We start from the raw sequence: 13,716 nt of genomic DNA, 5'->3' as shown, positions 1-13,716 counted from the left end.
CCCCCTCATCCGACCTTTCGGGCCACCTTCTCCCCACGGGGAGAAGGGGAAACGGCAACGTAGTGCCCCATATGCCTAGCCCCGCCGCCGACACGCGAACAACAACGGTGGTATCGACCATGGATAGCCGAAGCCGGCTGCAAGAGCTTCTGCCGAAGCTCGTGCTGGCACCCAGTTTCCTCATCGTGCTCGTCTTCGTCTACGGCTTCATCGCCTATACGGGCTTCCTGTCGCTGACGGACAGCAGGATGTTGCCGTCCTACAATTTCGTGGGACTGAGCAACTATTACAAACTCTGGGCCCTGCCGCACTGGTGGCGGGCGGTTTCCAATCTCGCGATCTTCGCCTCGCTCTACATCGTCATCTGCTCGGTGCTGGGGCTGGCGCTCGCCATCCTGCTCGACCAGAAGATCCGCGCCGAAGGCATCCTGCGGCCGATCTACCTCTATCCGATGGCGCTTTCCTTCATCGTGACCGGCACCGCCTGGAAGTGGTTCCTCGATCCCGGCATCGGGCTTGAGAACACCATGCATCTCTGGGGCTGGGAAAGCTTCGCCTTCACCTGGATCAAGGACCGCAACTACGCGATCTATTGCGTCGTCATCGCCGCCGTCTGGCAATCCTCCGGCTTCGTGATGGCCATGTTCCTCGCCGGCCTGCGTGGCGTCGACAACGAGATCATCAAGGCCGCGCAGATCGACGGCGCCTCCACCGCCACCATCTACCGCCGCATCATCATTCCCCTGATGCGTCCGGTCTTCCTGTCCGCCTTCGTCGTGCTCGCCCACCTCGCCATCAAGGCCTACGACCTCGTCGTGGCGCTCACCGGCGGGGGCCCCGGCCAGGCGACCGAACTGCCGGCGACATTCATGTATTCCTACACCTTCACCCGCAACCAGATGGGCATCGGCGCCTCGTCGGCGATCATCATGCTGGTCATGATCTTCTCGATCATCATCCCCTACCTCTATTCCGAAATCCGCGGAGGCAAAGGCCGATGAGCGTCTCCAGCCCTGATAACGTCATCTCGCACAACAGGCTGACGCGCGCGCTGATCTACTCCGCCCTCATCCTGTTTGCCGTCTACTACCTGCTGCCGCTCTATGTGATGCTGGTGAACTCGCTGAAGCCGCTGGAGGAAATCCGCCAGGGCGGCATGCTGAACCTGCCGCAGCAATGGACCATCGAGCCGTGGATTTCCGCCTGGTCGACGGCGCAGATCGGCGTGCAGCCGACGGGCCTGCGTCCCTTCTTCATCAATTCGATCCTGATGGTCGTGCCGGCCGTGGCGATCTCCACGATCATCGGCGCGTTGAACGGCTACGTGCTCACCAAATGGCAGTTTAAAGGCTCGAACGTCTTCTTCGGCCTGCTGCTTCTATCCTGCTTCATCCCCTTCCAGATCGTGCTCATTCCGATGGCGCGCATTCTCGGCATGCTTGGCCTCGCCGGATCGATCTGGGGCCTGACCTTCGTACACATCATCTACGGCATCGGCTTCACGACGCTCTATTTCCGCAACTATTATGAGAACTTCCCGACCGAACTGGTGCGCGCGGCGCAGATCGATGGGGCGAGCTTCTTCCAGATCTTCTACCGCATCCTGCTGCCGTCCTCCGGCCCGATCATCGTCGTCTCCGTCATCTGGCAATTCACCAACATCTGGAACGACTTCCTGTTCGGCGCTTCCTTCTCGGGCGCAAACACCACGCCGATGACGGTGGCGCTCAACAACCTCGTCCAGTCCTCGACGGGTGTTAAGGAATACAACGTGCATTTCGCGGGCGCGATCCTCGCCGCATTGCCCACTCTGATCGTCTATGTCGTCTCCGGACGCTATTTCGTGCGCGGCCTGATGTCCGGCGCCGTGAAAGGATAGCCCATGTCATTCCTGAAAATCAGCAATCTGCGCAAGTCCTATGGTGCGCTGGAAATCCTCAAGGACATCAATCTGGAGATCGAGCAGGGTGGCTTCCTCGTGCTCGTCGGGCCCTCCGGCTGCGGCAAGTCCACGCTGCTCAACACCATCGCCGGGCTCGAACCCATCACCTCCGGCGACATCGCCATCGATGGCCGCTCGGTAGCGGGCCTGCATCCCTCCAAGCGCGACATCGCCATGGTGTTCCAGTCCTACGCGCTTTATCCGAACATGACGGTGGGCGGAAACATCGCCTTCGGCATGGAAATCCGCGGCGTGCCGAAGGAGAAGCGCGACAAGGCCATCAAACAGGTCGCCGACATGCTGCAGATCGGCCATCTGCTCGACCGCAAGCCCGGCCAGCTTTCCGGCGGCCAGCGCCAGCGCGTCGCCATGGGCCGGGCGCTGGTACGCGATCCCAAACTCTTCCTGTTCGACGAGCCGCTGTCCAACCTCGACGCCAAGCTGCGCGTCGACATGCGCACGGAAATCAAACGCCTGCACCATCGCATGAAGACCACCATCGTCTACGTGACGCACGACCAGATCGAGGCGATGACGCTCGCCACCAAGATCGCCGTCCTGAAGGACGGTGTGTTGCAGCAGTTCGGTTCGCCGGCCGAGATCTACAACAATCCGGCCAACACCTTCGTCGCCGACTTCATGGGCTCGCCCGCGATGAATCTCCTCTCGGCGCGCATCGAACAGAACGGCTCCGGGATGGCCGTGTCGCTCGCCCGCCACCAGGCCGAGCCGCTGGTATTGTCGGTGCCGAATGCACCGGGCGGACTTGCCGCCTACAAGGGCAAGGACGTGATCTTCGGCATCCGTCCCGAGGCGCTGACCGACCCTGACGGTGCGGACCGCAACGCCCGTACCGTCGGCGAAGGCGATTGCCTGATCGAGGTGGTGGAGCCTGCGGGCGCCGACACCTTCGCCGTCACCCATCTCGGCGGCAAGGAGATCGTCGCGCGGCTTCGCGCCGACGTGCGCATCGCCGCCGGCCAGACGGCGCGCCTTGCCTTCAACCTCGACAAGGCCGTGTTCTTCGATCCCGCCAGTCAGCTTCGCATCGCCTGAGAAAAACCATGACCACGCAGCCGGACATCGTCATCATCGGATCGGGCATCGGCGGCTCCACCATGGCCGCCGCCCTGGCCCCGACGGGCGCCAGGATCGTCATTCTGGAGGCGGGCGACCATCTGCCCGATCGCCCGGAGAACCGCGACCAGCGTGCGATCTTCCAGCGCGGCCATTTCCGGCCGAAGGAGATGTGGTACGAGGCCGACGGCACCGCCTTCAATCCCGGCAACTATTATAATGTCGGCGGCAACTCGAAATTCTACGGCGCGGTCCTGGTGCGCTACCGCCGCGAGGATTTCGAGGAGATGCGCCATCGCGACGGCGTTTCTCCGGCATGGCCATTCCCGTATGACGAGCTGGAGCCGTGGTATTCCGCCGCGGAAAAACTCTACAATGTGCGCGGCGCGTTGGGCGAAGACCCGACGGAGCCGCCCCATTCCGCGCCCTATCCCTTTCCGCCCGTGCCGGACGAGCCGGCCATCGCGAAAGTCCGCGCAAGAATGAAGGCGAACGGCCTTCATCCCTATTCGCTGCCGCTCGGTGTCGATATCGACCGCTGGCTCGCCAAGGCGAAGACGCCTTGGGATGCACACCCCAACTGCAACGACGGCAAGATGGATGCCGAGAGCACGGCGCTGGCCGAGGCGCTGAAATATCCCAATGTCGAGCTGCGCACCAACTCCCGGGTGACGCGGCTTGCCACCGCCCCGCATGGCCGCACCATCTCGACGGTGCATTACATGCACGGCGATCAGGCGGAGAGCATTTCGCCGAAACTGGTGATCCTGTCGGCCGGCGCGGTACAATCCGCAGTGCTGCTGCTGCGCTCGGCCTCGGAGGCCTTCCCGAAGGGGCTTGCCAACAGCTCCGACCAGGTCGGCCGCAACTTCATGAACCACAATTCCAGCGCCGTGATCGGCGTTTCTCCGTTCTATCGAAACACCTCCGTCTATCAGAAGAGCTTCGGCTTCAACGACTATTACCTTTCGGACGGCAACGGCGGCCCGCCGCTCGGCAATGTCCAGCTCCTCGGCCGCGTGTCGGGCAAAATCCTGAAAGCCAACCTGCCCTCCGCGCCGGAATGGCTGCTGGAGCAGGTCGCCACCCGGGCCATCGATTTCTACGCGATGAGCGAGGATCTGCCGCATCCCGAAAGCCGCATCACGGTCGATGGCGAGAAGATCGTCATGAAATGGACGCGGACCAACTGGCAGGCCCATCTCGACCTTGTGACCAAACTGAAGACCGCGCTGAAGCAGGCCGGCTTCCCCATCGTGCTCGCCCGCGCCTTCGACAAGCGCACGCCCTCACATCAGTGTGGCACGGTGCGCATCGGAAATGACCCGGCGACGGCCCCTCTCGATATCTGGTGCCGCGCCCACGACCATCCGAACCTCTTTGTGGTGGATGCCTCCTACCTGCCGACCTCGGCGGCAGTAAACCCGGCGCTGACGGTCGCCGCACAGGCCCTGCGTGTCGCCGATCACATCCAATCGAGGGATCTGGCCGCATGACGACCCCGGACCGTCCCGTCGCCATCGTCACCGGCGGCCGCCGCGGCATCGGCCTCGGCATCGCGCAGGCCCTGGCATCCGAAGGCTTCGACATTGCCATAACGGGCATCGGCGATGGCGATGCGACGACGGACAACGTGATCGCCGGCCTCGCCCGGCTTGGCGCCCGCGCGATCTATCTCAAGGGCGATCTTGCCGATCTCTCCGGCCATGCGGCGACTGTCGCTGCCATTGAAGACCGGCTCGGCGCGATTGCCTGCCTCGTCAACAATGCCGGCATCGCCTCCGTCGTGCGCGGCGATTTCCTCGATCTTTCCCCGGATCATTTCGACACGATCGTCTCGACCAACCTGCGCGGCACCGTCTTCTTCACGCAGGCCGTGCTGAAGACGATGCTAGGCTCCAAACGGGCCACCGGACCGCGTTCGATCATCAACATCACCTCCGTCTCGGCCGGCCTGACCTCTCCCGAACGGCTCGACTATTGCATGACCAAGGCAGGCCTCGCCGCCTTCAGCCAGGGGCTGGCGCTGCGGCTGGCGGATACCGGCATTTCGGTCTTCGAAATCCGCCCCGGCATCATCCGCTCCGAGATGACATCAGGCGTCTCCGCCAAATACGACGCGCTCATCGAAGGCGGCCTCGTGCCGATGAAGCGCTGGGGCGAACCCGACGATATCGGCTCCGCGGCAGCAGCGCTGGCATCCGGCAAATTCGCCTTCGCCACCGGCTCGGTGATCAATCTCGACGGCGGGCTGTCGATCGGCCGGCTTTGAGATGCGGAAGGTGGTCGAGACACGTCCCTTCTCCCCTCGGGGAGAAGGGATCAAGGCAAGGCACCGGCCAACGCGACACGATGCTGCGGAATTTGAGGATAACAAAATGACCTACGATTACATCATCACCGGCGCCGGCCCGGCGGGCTGCGTTCTGGCGAACCGGCTTTCCGAGGATCCGAGCGTTCGCGTGCTCCTGCTCGAAGCCGGCGGCGGCGACTGGAACCCGCTGTTCCACATGCCGGCCGGCTTCGCCAAGATGACCAAGGGCGTCGCCAGCTGGGGCTGGGAGACCGTGCCGCAGAAGCACATGAAGGGCCGGGTCCTGCGCTATACGCAGGCGAAGGTCATCGGTGGCGGCTCCTCGATCAACGCGCAGCTCTATACCCGCGGCAACGCCGCCGACTACGATCTTTGGGCCAGCGAAGACGGCTGCGAGGGCTGGAGCTACCGGGAAATCCTGCCCTATTTCAAACGTGCCGAGGACAACCAGCGCTTCGCCGACGACTACCATGCCTATGGCGGGCCGCTCGGCGTCTCCATGCCGGTCTCGGCGCTGCCGATCTGCGACGCCTATATCCGCGCCGGCCAGGAACTCGGCATTCCCTACAACCATGATTTCAACGGGCGACAGCAGGCCGGCGTCGGCTTCTACCAGCTCACCCAGCGCAATCGCCGCCGCTCCTCCGCGTCGCTTTCCTACCTCTCGCCGATCAAGGATCGGAAAAACCTGACAATCCGCACCGGTGCGCGCGTCGCCCGTATCGTGCTCGAGGGCACGCGCGCCGTCGGCGTCGAGGTGGTGACCGGCACGAGCGTCGAGACCATCCGCGCCGAACGCGAAGTGCTCGTCTCCTCCGGCGCGATTGGCTCGCCGAAACTGCTGCAACAATCCGGCATCGGCCCGGCCGATCATCTGAAATCGGTCGGTGTCCAGGTAAGACACGATCTGCCAGGCGTCGGTTCGAACATGCAGGACCATCTCGATCTCTTCGTCATTTCGGAATGCACCGGCGACCACACCTATGACGGCGTGGCCAGGCTGCACCGCACGCTCTGGGCCGGCCTGCAATATGTGCTGTTCCGCTCCGGACCCGTCGCCTCGTCGCTCTTCGAGACCGGCGGCTTCTGGTATGCCGATCCTGAGGCGCGCTCGCCGGATATCCAGTTCCATCTCGGCCTCGGCTCCGGCATCGAGGCCGGCGTCGAAAAGCTGAAGAATGCCGGCGTGACCTTGAACTCGGCCTACCTGCATCCCCGCTCCCGCGGCACCGTGCGGCTCGCCTCGGCCGATCCCGCCGCCGCACCGCTGATCGACCCGAACTACTGGGAAGACCCGCACGATCGCAAAATGTCGATCGAGGGCCTGAAGATCGCCCGCGAGATCATGCAGCAGGCGGCGCTGAAACCCTTCGTCATGGCGGAACGGTTACCCGGGCCGAAATTCGTCACCGACGAAGACCTCTTCGATTACGGCTGCGCAAATGCCAAGACGGACCACCATCCGGTCGGCACCTGCAAGATGGGCACGGGTGCAGATGCCGTCGTCGGGCTCGACTTGAAGGTCCATGGGCTTGACGGCCTGCGCGTCTGCGATAGCTCCGTCATGCCGCGCATTCCCTCCTGCAACACCAATGCCCCGACAATCATGGTGGGCGAAAAGGGCGCCGATATCATCCGCGGCTTGCCGGCGCTGCCGGCACAGGTTTTTCAGCATGAGCGCAACGATGCACGCCCCAGAGCGCGCGCCAATATCCGATAGGAAAGACCATGATACGCCACTGCGTTTTCATCCGCTTCAAGCCGACCATCTCCACCGCCTACAAGACGGAACTGTTCAACGAGATCGATGCCCTGAAGGACCGCCTGCCGGGCATGCTTGCCGTCCACATCGGCACCAATGTCAGCCCCGAAGACGGCATGGACAAAGGCTTTTCCGACGGCTTCATCGTCGATTTCGCCGACAGTTTCTCGCGCGACACCTATCTTGAGGACCCGGAGCACAAGGCCACCGGCGGCCGGCTCGTCGCGGCCGCCGAGGGCGGTATTGCCGGCATCCTCGTCTACGATCTCGAAACGGACGATTAGAGCGTTTCCGCATTGTCCGACGCCGAAGCGATCCCGCTTCGGCTGGAAATGCTCTAGACCCGACCAGCCCGGCGTGCGAGTGCACGTTCGACGGCCGAGAAGGCGTCGTAGATCAGCACCGCCAGCACCGCGACGACGACGCCGCCCTGCAGCACGAAGGCCAGGTTGTTGGATTGCAGCCCGGCGATGATGACCTCGCCCAATGTCTTTGCCGCGACCGTGGAGCCGATGGTGGCGGTAGCCAGGCTGATCGTCACGGAAAGGCGAATGCCGGCCAGGATGACAGGCAGCGCCAGCGGCAGTTCCACCCGCGTCAGCTGCTGCCAGGCCGTCATGCCCGTGCCGCGCGCCGCCTCGACGATCGCCTTCGGCAGCGTGGAAAGACCAGTCATGGCATTCTCGAAGACCGGCAGCAGGCCATAGAGAAACAGGGCGATCAGCGTCGGTTTCTCACCGAAACCGACGATCGGAACCGCCAACGCCAGCACGGCGACCGGCGGAAAGGTCTGGCCGATATTCACAAGGCTGCGCGAGAGCGGCAGGAACTCCGCGCCCACCGGTCGCGTCACCAGCACGGCAAGCCCGACGGCAACGAGGGTTGCGGCGAAGGTTGCGGTGAAGACCGTGACGAGATGCGACAGGGTCAGCGAAAGCAGGCTGCCCTGATTGTAGATCGCCGGCGCGTTCGCCTGCACCAGCGGCTTCAGCAACGGCTCGAAAAGTTCCGGGTGCACCAGAAAGGCAATCAGCAGGATCAGCGCTGCGAGCCGCAGCAGATTGGGCAGGAACCGCTTCATTGCGGCCTCGCGGCACGCCGGGCAAGACCGGCAAGCGTGACACGCCCGAGCGAGGCGCCATCCGCGCCGACCACCGGCAGAGCCTCGCGGCCCGACCAGAGCAGCGAAGACAAGGCCTCGCGTTGGCTGACCGAGGCGGCGATCGGCTCGCCTTGCGCCTCGCCCGCCTCGGCGGCATCCGCCGCGGTGCCGATGGACAGCAGCCGGAACGGCCGCTCCTCGGCGCCGATCAGGGTTTCGACGAAATCCGTCGCGGGGTTGACCAGCATCTCCTCCGGCGCCGCGCACTGTACGATCCGGCCCTTGTCCATCACGGCGATCTTGTCGGCGAGATGGAACGCCTCCTCCATGTCGTGAGTGACGAGAACGATGGTGGTGCCGAAATGCTTCTGGATCGCCAGAAGATCGTCCTGCGCCTTGGCGCGAATGACAGGGTCGAGCGCACCGAACGGTTCGTCCATCAGGAGGATGTTCGGCTCGGCGGCGAGCGCACGCGCCACGCCGACCCGCTGCTGCTGACCGCCCGAGAGCTCATGCGGATACCGCGGGCCGAAGGCGGCGGGATCGAGCTGGAACAGCGTCAGCAGCTCCTCGACCTTGGCGGCGATGCGTTTCTTGTCCCAGCCGAGCAGTGTCGGAACCGTCGCGATGTTTTCGGCGACCGTGCGATGCGGGAACAGGCCGTGGCCCTGGATCGCATAGCCGATATGGCGACGCAGTTCATAGCCGGGGATCGAGCGGTTGTCCGCGCCGTCGATGCGGATCATGCCCTCGCTCGGTTCGACGAGGCGGTTGATCATGCGCATCAGCGTCGTCTTGCCGGAGCCGGACGTGCCGACGATGACGGTAATCGTGCGCGGCTCGACCGTCATCGAGACAGTGTCGACGACCGTGTTGTCGCCGTAGCGCTTGGTGATGTTCTCGATCTCGATCATGCCGCCCTGCCGCGTTTGGAATTGGAAAGTTCGGTCGCCGCATCGAGCACCACGGCGGCGGCGAAGGCGAGCGCCACGGTCGGCACCGCGCCGAGCAGCACGAGATCCATGGCGGTCTGGCCGATGCCCTGGAAGACGAAGACACCGAAACCGCCACCGCCGATAAGCGCCGCGATGGTCGCGAGGCCTATGTTCTGGACAAGCACGATGCGGATGCCGGTGAGAATGACAGGGAAAGCCAGCGGCAGCTCCACCCCGAAGAGCCGCTGGCGACCGGTCATGCCGATACCGCGGGCAGCATCGTTGGCGTCACGCGGCACGCCGGCAAGACCGACCACCGTGTTGGCGACGACGGGAAGCAGCGAGTAGAGGAAAAGCGCCACGAAGGCCGGAGCGGCGCCGATGCCGCGGATGCCGAGTGCGGAGGCCCCCGGCACGTTGAGCGCGATCCAGCCGAGCGGCGCGATCAACAGGCCGAAAAGCGCGATGGACGGGATCGTCTGGATGATATTCAGCCCGTTCAGCACGCCGGCGCGCAGCGAGGGAACGCGGTGGCAGAGAATACCGAGCGGAAGGCCGACGAGGCACGCGGCCGCAAGCGAGCCTAGCGCCAGAACGACGTGACGCCCCGCCTCCAGCCAGAAGGTCTCGGCCCGGCTGCCATATTCCTTGAGGATCGAAAGCCCGTCCCAGATGCCGGACACGAGAAGGCCCGCGACCGTGGCGGCAACGGCCAGCAGCAGACCGATCCGGGCGAGCGGCGAAAGCCGCAGCCGCGCCAGCGCATCGGCCGTCAGCAGCGCGAAAGCGAAGCTCGACAACCAGAAGCCGGAGGCCGGCGAGACACGGGCATAGGTGTTCTCGGGCGGCGTCAGATGCCCGGCGGAGACGCCGATGAGGACGGCCAGGGCAAGCAGCGCGACAAGGCCGAGCACGAGCCGGAAAAGCGTCGGGGTTTTCAGGAGGATGAGAGCGATGGCAACCGCGATGAAGGCAAGCAGCGCCGCGCCGTAGCCCGCCGGCAGCGCCTCGATAATCCACCGCGCCTCGCCCGGCACGATACGGTTTGCGCGGAAATTGGCGAAGGGCGCCAGAAAGCCGCCATAGGCCAGCAATGCGGCGATCACCACGCCGAGCTTGTCGATCCTGAACCCCATGCGCCCCTTTCGGATAGGCCCTCCGCCCGGGCGGGCGGAGGGCAAGTCGGATTACTTGATGAAGCCGTTCTTCTTCAGGAAGTCCTCGGCAACCGCCTTGGCCGGCTCGCCGCCGACCTGCACGCGCCCATTAAGGTCCTGCAATGTTACGAGATCGAGCTTCTCGAAGACCGGCTTCAGCAGCGCCTCGATCTGCGGGTTGGCCTTCAGCACCTCCTCACGGATGATCGGTGCCGGCTGGTAGACCGGCTGCACGCCCTTGTCGTCCTCGAGAACGACGAGGCCCGAGGGTGCGATGCCGCCGTCGGTGCCATAGACCATGGCGGCGTTGGCGCCGTTCGTCTGGTTGGCAGCCGCGGCGATGGTCGCGGCCGTGTCACCGCCCGAAAGCGTGATGAGCTGATCCGGCTTCAGCGTGAAGCTGTACGTCGTCTGGAAGGCCGGCAGCGCCGCGGCGGAGTTCACGAATTCGGAGGACGCCGCCAGCACGATCTTGCCACCGTCGGCAACGTATTTGCCGAAATCCGTCATGGTCGCAAGCTTGTTGGGCTCGGCGACATCCTTGCGCAGCGCGATCGCCCAGGTGTTGTTGGCCGGCGAAGGCGTCAGCCAGACGATCTTGTTGGCGTCGAAATCGAGCGTTTTGGCGAGCTCGTAGGCCTTGCTCGCATCCTTCCACGCCGGGTCGTCCGCCCTCTCGAAAAAGAAGGCGGCATTGCCGGTATATTCGGGATAGATGTCGATCTCGCCGGCGGTGATCGCCTGCCGCACGACGGGCGTCGCGCCCAGCTGGACGCGATCCGTCGTCTGGATGCCGTTGGCATTCAGAACGGCAAGGATGATGTTTCCGAGAACGCCGCCTTCCGTGTCGATCTTCGACGAGACGACGACCTGGGCGTTTGCTGCACCGGCCGTAAGGCTGAGGGCGAAAGCTGCTCCGATGAACTTGACGACTGGGCGCATGTGAAACCTCTCCGTATTGCAAAAACCCGTGACGGCATTTTCATCACGTTCGGGAATGCCCGTCCCGGCAAAGCATTCCATATATGGCAGCAAATGACAAAAAACAGACCGCGCCGGAACGTTCGGACGAATGTTTGTGCGACCTTCCAAACAAAAGGAAAATCAGGCGCTCGCCGGTGATGCAACTGCCTGGCTCGGCAGAAGTGAAATGAGCGTATCGGCAACCACGCTTCCATCGTGCTGGCCCCTCTGCCAGGCGTCCTCGAATTCCCCGACGACCGCCTCCGCGCCCAGCCGCGCGCAGGTCTCCTCCAGCGCGCCGTTGCCGAGATAGGCGAAGGCGCCCGCGCTCTTTTCGAAGGGCAGCAACTGGCGGTTCGCCAGCACATGCGTGAAAAGGCGCATCTCCGAGCCGCCCTGCGCGTGCCACACCTGCGCCGTCACATCCAGCATGCGCGCCAGGTCCATTCCGCGTGTCTCGCGACATTGCAGGATGTTGCCGATGAAGATGCGTCTTGCATGCACATTGCGGACGATGGCCGCAACGATGCCATCCACCAGGAAATGCGGAAGCACGCTCGTGAAAAAGCTGCCCGGCCCGAAGACGATGGCGTCAGCGCTTTCGATGCTCTCGATCACCGCGTCATTGGCCGGCGCGCCATCCTCTCCCGCCGATAGCACGATCTCGCGGATGCCCGCCGCGCCTTCTTCATCGGTCAGCGCTGTCACGCGATGCTGCCCGTCGACCACCCTGCCGTCCTTGAGCCGGGCCGAAAGCGTGACGTCAGGCGAAACCGTCGACGGCCAGACATTGCCCGTAATGTCGCACAGCTTGCGAAACACGAAGATGGCCGTGTTGATATCGCGGTTATGGGCAAGATGCGCCCCGGTCAGGATGAAGTTGCCGATACTGCCATTGCGCAGGTCGAAGTCATCGCCAACAGCGGACTGGAACGTGCGCAGATAGTTCAGGATCGCACCCCGCAGGCCGGGCTCCATGCGCTCCAGCAGCGGGTGACGCCCCTCCGCATAAAGGGCGAACTCGGTGCGGGCGTCCTCCAGCGCACCGGTGGTAAGCCGCGCGTTGCAAAGCTTCACCACGTCGCCGGATCGCCCCTCGCCATAGGCCATGGTGATCAGCGCCTGCCGGATATCACCGACAGCAAGGAGGCCGAGGCTTTCGCGGATGACCTTGGAACTGCCGCCGCTATCCCAGGCGGGCACGATGCGCGTCAGCCGCACCGGCTTGGAACAGAGCGCAAGATTGGTCGAGCGGCAGGCCGTGCCGCCGGAAAAGAGAACGATATGCGGCAGGCGGCCCTCGGCCATGCGGTCTCCCATACGTTTCGGCTCATCGCGCTGTATTGAACGCCGCACCGATCAGAACCTTGGTATAGTCCGCCTTCGGCGCGCTGGAAATGGCATCCGTCAGCCTCTCCTCGACAATCCTGTAGCCCTTTGAGGATGAAAGCGAACCCGGTCCATCGTCTGCAATCACCCTGGAAACGGCAGACGCAGAGCCCATATCTCGTTTCTCCGCGCCGTCCGAAAAGAGTTGCACGCGACAGGGAATGAGAAAAATATTTGCATTTGCCGAAACTATTCGCAGTTTTCTGCCCATCGCTTTGCAATGTTTTCTGCGATTGATCGCCCATCGAACATCCAAGCCAGAAACGGAGTCCCGAGATGAACTGGTTGAAGACACTTGCCGCCGCCGCAGCCCTTCAGGCGGCCGTCCTGGCCCCGGCCCATGCCGGCGAAAATCTGGCCGCCATCCAGTCGGCCGGCGCGCTGAAGATCGGCACCGAAGGCACCTACGCGCCCTTTACCTACCATGATACCGACGGCAAGCTGGTCGGCTTCGACGTCGAGATCGGCGAAGCCATCGCCAAGAAGCTCGGCGTGAAGGCCGAGTTCCTCGAAGGCAAATGGGACGGCCTGATCGCCGGCCTCGACGCCAACCGCTACGACGCTGTGATCAACCAGGTCGGCATCACCGAGGCGCGCAAGCAGAAATACGATTTCTCCGAGCCCTACATCGCCTCCAAGGCCGTTCTGATCGTTCGTGGCGACGACGACAGCATCAAGGGCTTCGCCGACCTCAAGGGCAAGAAGTCCGCCCAGTCGCTGACCAGCAACTTCGGCAAGATCGCCCAGGAAGCCGGCGCGGAACTCGTCGGCACCGACGGTTTCGACCAATCCATCCAGCTCGTGCTGACCGGCCGCGCCGACGCGACGATCAACGACAGCCTGTCCTTCCTCGACTTCAAGAAGCACAAGCCCGACGCGAATGTGAAGGTCGTCGCCGAGCAGGCCGATGCCGATTATTCCGGCGTGATCATCCGCAAGGGCGAGCCGGAACTCCTGGAAGCGATCAACAAGGCGCTGGCCGATATCAAGGCCGACGGCACCTACAAGACGATCTCCGACAAGTATTTCGGTCAGGACGTCTCCAAGTAATTCTGCCCAGGCCGCTTCGCGGCGG

At 63.9% G+C, this 13,716-nt stretch carries 14 protein-coding genes; 8 read left to right on the top strand and 6 right to left on the bottom strand.

All coding sequences use genetic code 11. The features are described from left to right. The first annotated feature begins 119 nt into the window (after positions 1-119). From B5M41_RS04320 to B5M41_RS04290, 7 genes are all read left to right on the top strand, one after another. Positions 120-1,001 carry a carbohydrate ABC transporter permease gene (locus B5M41_RS04320; protein ID WP_134646103.1) on the top strand — a complete coding sequence of 294 codons (882 nt, stop codon included), beginning with the start codon at positions 120-122 and terminating at the stop codon, positions 999-1,001. Then, positions 998-1,879 (top strand): carbohydrate ABC transporter permease, encoded by an 882-nt coding sequence (locus tag B5M41_RS04315; protein WP_134646105.1) that lies wholly within the window; start codon positions 998-1,000, stop codon positions 1,877-1,879. Before B5M41_RS04320 ends, B5M41_RS04315 begins: the two co-directional genes overlap by 4 nt. 3 nt (positions 1,880-1,882) lie before the next feature. Next, a complete protein-coding gene (locus B5M41_RS04310) occupies positions 1,883-2,998 on the top strand; it encodes an ABC transporter ATP-binding protein (protein WP_134646107.1) in 1,116 nt (371 codons plus the stop codon). A gap of 8 nt (positions 2,999-3,006) precedes the next feature. Continuing rightward, a complete protein-coding gene (locus B5M41_RS04305; RefSeq protein WP_134646109.1) occupies positions 3,007-4,515 on the top strand; it encodes a GMC oxidoreductase in 1,509 nt (502 codons plus the stop codon). Continuing rightward, positions 4,512-5,291 carry a 3-ketoacyl-ACP reductase gene (locus tag B5M41_RS04300; RefSeq protein ID WP_134646111.1) on the top strand — a complete coding sequence of 260 codons (780 nt, stop codon included), beginning with the start codon at positions 4,512-4,514 and terminating at the stop codon, positions 5,289-5,291. The genes B5M41_RS04305 and B5M41_RS04300 overlap by 4 nt, the downstream gene beginning before the upstream one ends. Positions 5,292-5,397: 106 nt before the next feature. Beyond that, a complete protein-coding gene (locus B5M41_RS04295; RefSeq protein WP_134646113.1) occupies positions 5,398-7,053 on the top strand; it encodes a GMC family oxidoreductase in 1,656 nt (551 codons plus the stop codon). An 8-nt stretch (positions 7,054-7,061) separates the two neighbouring features. After that, positions 7,062-7,379, top strand: a complete 318-nt coding sequence (locus tag B5M41_RS04290; RefSeq protein WP_134646115.1) for a Dabb family protein — start codon at positions 7,062-7,064, stop codon at positions 7,377-7,379. A 53-nt stretch (positions 7,380-7,432) separates the two neighbouring features. Here the strand turns inward: B5M41_RS04290 and B5M41_RS04285 are convergent, their stop codons facing one another. The 6 genes from B5M41_RS04285 to B5M41_RS04260 form a co-directional block, all read right to left on the bottom strand. Next, positions 7,433-8,176 (bottom strand): ABC transporter permease, encoded by a 744-nt coding sequence (locus tag B5M41_RS04285; protein WP_134646117.1) that lies wholly within the window; start codon positions 8,174-8,176, stop codon positions 7,433-7,435. Next, positions 8,173-9,111: an ABC transporter ATP-binding protein gene (locus tag B5M41_RS04280; RefSeq protein ID WP_134646119.1), complete on the bottom strand. Its 939-nt coding sequence runs from the start codon at positions 9,109-9,111 to the stop codon at positions 8,173-8,175. The genes B5M41_RS04285 and B5M41_RS04280 overlap by 4 nt, the downstream gene beginning before the upstream one ends. Then, a complete protein-coding gene (locus B5M41_RS04275; protein WP_134646121.1) occupies positions 9,108-10,268 on the bottom strand; it encodes an ABC transporter permease in 1,161 nt (386 codons plus the stop codon). Before B5M41_RS04275 ends, B5M41_RS04280 begins: the two co-directional genes overlap by 4 nt. A gap of 51 nt (positions 10,269-10,319) precedes the next feature. Beyond that, positions 10,320-11,231 carry a glycine betaine ABC transporter substrate-binding protein OsmF gene (gene osmF / locus B5M41_RS04270; RefSeq protein ID WP_134646123.1) on the bottom strand — a complete coding sequence of 304 codons (912 nt, stop codon included), beginning with the start codon at positions 11,229-11,231 and terminating at the stop codon, positions 10,320-10,322. Between the two features lie 162 nt (positions 11,232-11,393). Next, positions 11,394-12,560, bottom strand: coding sequence for a gluconeogenesis factor YvcK family protein (locus B5M41_RS04265; RefSeq protein ID WP_230639991.1), 1,167 nt, complete (start codon positions 12,558-12,560; stop codon positions 11,394-11,396). Positions 12,561-12,582: 22 nt separating this feature from the next. Continuing rightward, complete coding sequence (locus tag B5M41_RS04260) at positions 12,583-12,756, bottom strand: hypothetical protein (protein ID WP_167718703.1); 174 nt, start codon at positions 12,754-12,756, stop codon at positions 12,583-12,585. 161 nt (positions 12,757-12,917) lie between these two features. On the opposite strand from B5M41_RS04260, the gene B5M41_RS04255 reads away from it, so the two are divergent. Next, complete coding sequence (locus tag B5M41_RS04255) at positions 12,918-13,691, top strand: amino acid ABC transporter substrate-binding protein (RefSeq protein WP_134646125.1); 774 nt, start codon at positions 12,918-12,920, stop codon at positions 13,689-13,691. Positions 13,692-13,716 lie beyond the last annotated feature (25 nt).

This window comes from Shinella sumterensis, from assembly GCF_004514425.2.
In the GTDB taxonomy this organism is placed as follows: domain Bacteria; phylum Pseudomonadota; class Alphaproteobacteria; order Rhizobiales; family Rhizobiaceae; genus Shinella; species Shinella sumterensis.
The sequence above is the reverse complement of the archived record's forward strand: the minus strand, read 5'-3'. Positions and strand labels throughout refer to the sequence as shown.

Excerpts from the sequence above, each read along its gene's own strand:
- B5M41_RS04320 (WP_134646103.1), top strand. The coding sequence starts at position 120 with ATGGATAGCCGAAGCCGGCTGCAAGAGCTTCTGCCGAAGCTCGTGCTG.
- B5M41_RS04315 (WP_134646105.1), top strand. The coding sequence starts at position 998 with ATGAGCGTCTCCAGCCCTGATAACGTCATCTCGCACAACAGGCTGACG.
- B5M41_RS04310 (WP_134646107.1), top strand. The coding sequence starts at position 1,883 with ATGTCATTCCTGAAAATCAGCAATCTGCGCAAGTCCTATGGTGCGCTG.
- B5M41_RS04305 (WP_134646109.1), top strand. The coding sequence starts at position 3,007 with ATGACCACGCAGCCGGACATCGTCATCATCGGATCGGGCATCGGCGGC.
- B5M41_RS04300 (WP_134646111.1), top strand. The coding sequence starts at position 4,512 with ATGACGACCCCGGACCGTCCCGTCGCCATCGTCACCGGCGGCCGCCGC.
- B5M41_RS04295 (WP_134646113.1), top strand. The coding sequence starts at position 5,398 with ATGACCTACGATTACATCATCACCGGCGCCGGCCCGGCGGGCTGCGTT.
- B5M41_RS04290 (WP_134646115.1), top strand. The coding sequence starts at position 7,062 with ATGATACGCCACTGCGTTTTCATCCGCTTCAAGCCGACCATCTCCACC.
- B5M41_RS04285 (WP_134646117.1), bottom strand. The coding sequence starts at position 8,176 with ATGAAGCGGTTCCTGCCCAATCTGCTGCGGCTCGCAGCGCTGATCCTG.
- B5M41_RS04280 (WP_134646119.1), bottom strand. The coding sequence starts at position 9,111 with ATGATCGAGATCGAGAACATCACCAAGCGCTACGGCGACAACACGGTC.
- B5M41_RS04275 (WP_134646121.1), bottom strand. The coding sequence starts at position 10,268 with ATGGGGTTCAGGATCGACAAGCTCGGCGTGGTGATCGCCGCATTGCTG.
- osmF (WP_134646123.1), bottom strand. The coding sequence starts at position 11,231 with ATGCGCCCAGTCGTCAAGTTCATCGGAGCAGCTTTCGCCCTCAGCCTT.
- B5M41_RS04265 (WP_230639991.1), bottom strand. The coding sequence starts at position 12,560 with ATGGCCGAGGGCCGCCTGCCGCATATCGTTCTCTTTTCCGGCGGCACG.
- B5M41_RS04260 (WP_167718703.1), bottom strand. The coding sequence starts at position 12,756 with ATGGGCTCTGCGTCTGCCGTTTCCAGGGTGATTGCAGACGATGGACCG.
- B5M41_RS04255 (WP_134646125.1), top strand. The coding sequence starts at position 12,918 with ATGAACTGGTTGAAGACACTTGCCGCCGCCGCAGCCCTTCAGGCGGCC.